Genomic DNA, 4,366 nt, shown 5'->3' with positions numbered 1-4,366 from the left:
CCGGAGGGTGGATCGGTGTTTGTCGCCTCAAAGAGGGCGCTGTAAGCGAGGGGCCACTCGACGGCCTCCGTCAGCACCCGCTTGGCCTCCGCGAGGCCGCCGACGTCATCGAACGTCGTCTCGGGCGTCTCCGCGACGTATTCGCGCATCGTCGAGGGGTCGACGGCGGTGAGAGCCGTCTCGACATCTGCCTGCGTGACCACGAGCTCCTCCCTGTCGTCGCGGTCTCGTAACGCGCGCATGGCGGCCTCCGTGGCGAGGGCGTGGATATCCGCGCCGACGAAGCCGTGGGTTCTGGCGGCGAGTCCGTCGAGGTCGACGTCCTCGTCTAACGGCATTCCTCGGGTGTGGACGTCGAGGATCTCTCGGCGGCCCGCCTCGTCGGGCGCGCCGATCTCGATCTCGCGGTCGAAGCGGCCGCCGCGCCGCAGGGCGGGATCGATCACGTCGACGCGGTTTGTTGCGCCGACGACGATGACTTGTCCGCGGTCTTCGAGGCCGTCCATAAGCGTCAACAACTGCGCCACGACACGGTTTTCCATGTCAGCGTCCTCGTCCCGGGTGCCGGCGATGGAGTCGATCTCGTCGACGAAGACGACCGCGGGCTGGTTCTCGATCGCGCGTTCGAACGTCTCCCGGAGCCGTTCTTCGCTCTCGCCTTTGTACTTCGAGACGATCTCTGGGCCGTCGATCACTTCGAAGTGGGCATCGACCTCGTTGGCGACCGCCTTCGCGATGAGGGTTTTGCCGGTCCCTGGCGGCCCATACAGCAGGACGCCGGAGGGTGGATCGATGCCGAGTTTTCGAAACAGCTCCGGCTCCGAAAGCGGCAGTTCGATCATCTCTCTGACCTGTTCGAGCTCCTTGTCAAGGCCGCCGATGTCCTCATATGTGGCCTCGGCGGTCGGCTCCGGAGCGGTCCGGTCCGGGTCTGTCGTCGATCCCGCTGCCGCCCCGTCCGCTTGATCGTCGTCGGTGGCGGGGCGCTCCCGCACCCGAACGGTCGTGTTCCCGGTGACGCGAACGGTTCCGTCCGGGGCGGTCTCGGTGACCGCCGCGCGGACGCCCGGCCGCTCCAATCGCACCGTCTCGCCGGACTGAAGCGGGCGGTCCCGGAGGTCGCTCGCGATGGATTCGAGTACGTCCTCGTCGGCGCTCACGGGAATCTCGACGATGACCCGGTCGGCCTCGGCGATAGACACCGGTTCCACGGTCACGGTCTCACCGACGTTGACACCCGCGTTGGCGCGGGTTTCGGCGTCGATGCGGACGATCCCATCGCTCCCGGCCGCGGGCCAGACCTTCGCTACTGTCGGGCGCTCGCCCTCAATGACGACCGTGTCGCCGCTCAATACGCCGAGCGCGCGCCGTGCGGACTCCGGCAGGCGGGCGACGCCGCGCCCCGCGTCCCGTTTTTCCGCACCTTTCACCGTCAGCGTCACCTGCCCAGCCATACGTTTGTTCGGTTCGCGTGCCGCTTTACCGTTCCGACCGCGGATGGGCCTCGGGGCAGCGGACGCGCGGAGGGCGGCGGGGTAACGTCGGGGCAACGATTATACCCTCCGATATCCCACATCCGTGTATGGTCGCGACCACAGAGCGAGACGGGGAGACGTGGTACGAGTGCGAAAAATGCGGTCTGTTGTTCGACAACCGCGAGGACGCGGCCCAACACGAGGAGAACTGCGACGCCGAGGAGCCGAGTTACATCCAGTAGGGTTCCCCTCGCGCCGAACGGTCGCCACGGGATAGACGCCCGTCAGCTGCTGATCCCATCCGAGCCGCAACTTGTATATATACGCATCACCCTCCGCGCCTCTGTTTCCCGGCCGGGCCGGACCGGACCTGGCAATTTGCAGTGAGTGTCTCGAATGGTCGCGTGTGAGAGCTTTGGGTCGCGTGCAGTAGCCTCGCGTCGCGCGTGCGCGTTTTGACCTACAGCGCGCCTGCCGCGGGCCACGCCCGCGATGGTAATGTTGGGCCGACATCACGGCGACGCCGGATGGATGTATCCGGACTGGTGGCGCGGATATACATCTTTTATGTGTCCTATTTCGTACAGCAAACAGAAATTACAAAATATATGGTTGTTAAATTCAGTCGATTATTAATTGGCAGTCGATTGATCCCGTACTGTATGTAAAATGGCTTAAAACGTTCTAGCAGCTGTATCTACAGCGTTATACCTGTTAGAGAAGATATCGAATCCGGAACTGAAGGCTTCAGTGAACGTACTCCGAAGTTAATAATAAATAACCTGTCCCCCCGAGTAATGCGATCTAACCTCCGGTCACTCCGTCTGAGCGGGTGCTTGATTCGCTGGACCGAGTAAACTGATTGAGTTACTATATTTGTATTACTAGCTAGTTATATAAGATATTTTATATAAAGAAATTATCTCGGACGCTCCGGCCAACGGTGTCCGACCTATCGTTCCGCCCCGACCTGTCCGACCGACTCGCTCGAATCATGAGGGGGCTCCGAGTCGACTGGTTCGTCTGCTCCACACACGGTCAACACCGAGACGGGGGAGTTTCTGACCAACTTCTGTGACGGAGTCCTGATGAACCACTGTTCGATCGGTGACTGCTCGCGTTCGCCCACTACGATCAAATCGATGGAGTGCTCTTCGACGTATTCGATGGCCGTCCCGGCGAGTCGGCCCCGCCTGAGGCACGCCTCCATCGGTATCGACCTCGCTTTCGCGGCCCGACTGATTTCCGCGAGCACCTCATCACCAGTTTCTTCATACTCCTCCATCCACCGCGAGGAGCGGGTGAACTGAGTGTTCATGACGAACAGCGCGTACAGGCGGGCGTCGAACGATTCGGCGACCGCGAACGCCGTGTCGGTAACCGACGGTAACTGGTTGCGTCCATCGACGGCGACGAGAACGGATTGGTACATAAAATCGAGAGGACGGATACCTTGATCTTTGATTACATACCGCGTCAAATGTTATCTTATTGGGTCAGATATATAAAATTTGCCGAGATCCCGGCGAGGGTCGACCCTGTTGTTGGGGATGACTGCATCGGCTGATCACCTTGTGGGGGCCGTTGCCGCTGGCGAGTGTAATTATACTGAACGACTGGGCGTATTTATTAATAATTTTGCTCTGTGTTGATTTAAAGTAAAGAAATTAATTCGTAATGGATATAATGTTGTTATTGGGCGATATACACACGCATGTTTGCAGGTATGATAACAACTAGCTAGCATTACGGGGCTGCGCGGTTGCCGGACGGCTCTGATGAGGCCAGGAATCATAAGATTATTATATATGGTAACAGACATCACGGAAGAGGATCAAGCCCGGATCGACCTCAGCCAGGTCGGCATCCGGCGAGGGAGTTACATGATCAACGGAACACTACTGCTCGTGGGTCGACATACGAACGGTTCGAGCCAAGCGTTGGAGGTACACGCCGAGCGACTCCGGGATCGCGACATCGCGGCGTCGGTCAGAGTCGCCCACTACGATAGAACGCACGCCATCGACGGGGACGGAACAGCGCTATCGAAAACGGGCGCTCTTGACGACGGGGAGGTGTTTCTGTTGCCGGTGCTCATGACGAACACGAGGGGAGCGGAACACGCGGTGCGGGCCATCGCAACGTCGATACCGAACTCGGTGTGCGTGTGCGATCCGATCGGCCGCGTTCCCGCGGTTTCTCGCCTCCTGCTCGAACGTGCGGCGGAGACAGCCCAGCCGACCGAGGATACCGCTCTCGTGCTCGTCGGGTTTGGAAGCGGTTCGGCGCCGGGGTCCCGAGAGACACTCAAGTATCACGAGAGACGACTCCGCAAGCGGTCCGATTACGCTGACGTGCGTTCGTGTTATCTGCTTCAAGACCCGGCGGCGGAGTGCGTCCGATACAACGTCTCGAGGCGTCGAATGGTTGTCGTCCCAGCGTTCGTCTCGCCGGGACCCGCTATCCGGACGGAGATACGCGCGAAGATCCGGGACGACCGCGGCCGCGTGGCGTACGCCGAGCCGATTGGGACCCACTCCCTGCTTACCGACGCGATGTACGCGGCCGTAGCAAAACAGTACATTGTTAATACGCGCGACGGCGACGTACCGCCCCCTCCGACCACAGTCGGGGGGCCGCGAGGGCGCGTTGACGCCGACGGCGGACAAATCCCGGAGTAAACTACCCCACCCTACTCCCTCGGCGCATACGCGCCTCGGTCCTTGAGGGTGGGGCCACTGGCAGAGCGTCGCTCTGCCAAGGCCTTGAAAGGCGTCGCCTTTCAGTGGCTTTGATGTGGACTCCCGGCAATTAGTCACCAGCAATAGGCCGGTGACTCTCGCCGTTCAACGTCCCACCATTCACACGCACGTCTACTGGTGCGTCTCCGC

4 protein-coding genes are annotated in these 4,366 nt (G+C 60.8%); 2 read left to right on the top strand and 2 right to left on the bottom strand.

Annotated elements, in window-relative coordinates; translation table 11 throughout:
- On the bottom strand, positions 1 to 1,454 hold a 1,454-nt coding region (locus tag ACI944_RS12300), incomplete at its 3' end, for an AAA family ATPase (RefSeq protein WP_411719336.1).
- Between the two features lie 128 nt (positions 1,455 to 1,582).
- Here ACI944_RS12300 and ACI944_RS12295 point away from each other — a divergent pair.
- Positions 1,583 to 1,717 carry a hypothetical protein gene (locus ACI944_RS12295; RefSeq protein WP_411719335.1) on the top strand — a complete coding sequence of 45 codons (135 nt, stop codon included), beginning with the start codon at positions 1,583 to 1,585 and terminating at the stop codon, positions 1,715 to 1,717.
- A 710-nt stretch (positions 1,718 to 2,427) separates the two neighbouring features.
- On the opposite strand, the gene ACI944_RS12290 is transcribed toward ACI944_RS12295, so the two are convergent.
- Positions 2,428 to 2,907, bottom strand: coding sequence for a universal stress protein (locus tag ACI944_RS12290; RefSeq protein ID WP_411719334.1), 480 nt, complete (start codon positions 2,905 to 2,907; stop codon positions 2,428 to 2,430).
- Positions 2,908 to 3,283: 376 nt separating this feature from the next.
- Between ACI944_RS12290 and ACI944_RS12285 the strand changes: the two genes are divergently transcribed.
- Positions 3,284 to 4,156 (top strand): CbiX/SirB N-terminal domain-containing protein, encoded by an 873-nt coding sequence (locus ACI944_RS12285; protein WP_411719333.1) that lies wholly within the window; start codon positions 3,284 to 3,286, stop codon positions 4,154 to 4,156.
- Positions 4,157 to 4,366: the final 210 nt, after the last annotated feature.

It is taken from the genome of Natronomonas sp., assembly GCF_046710025.1.
Taxonomy (GTDB): domain Archaea; phylum Halobacteriota; class Halobacteria; order Halobacteriales; family Haloarculaceae; genus Natronomonas.
Note: the sequence above shows the minus strand (reverse complement) of the source record. Positions and strands in the feature narration are given on the sequence as shown.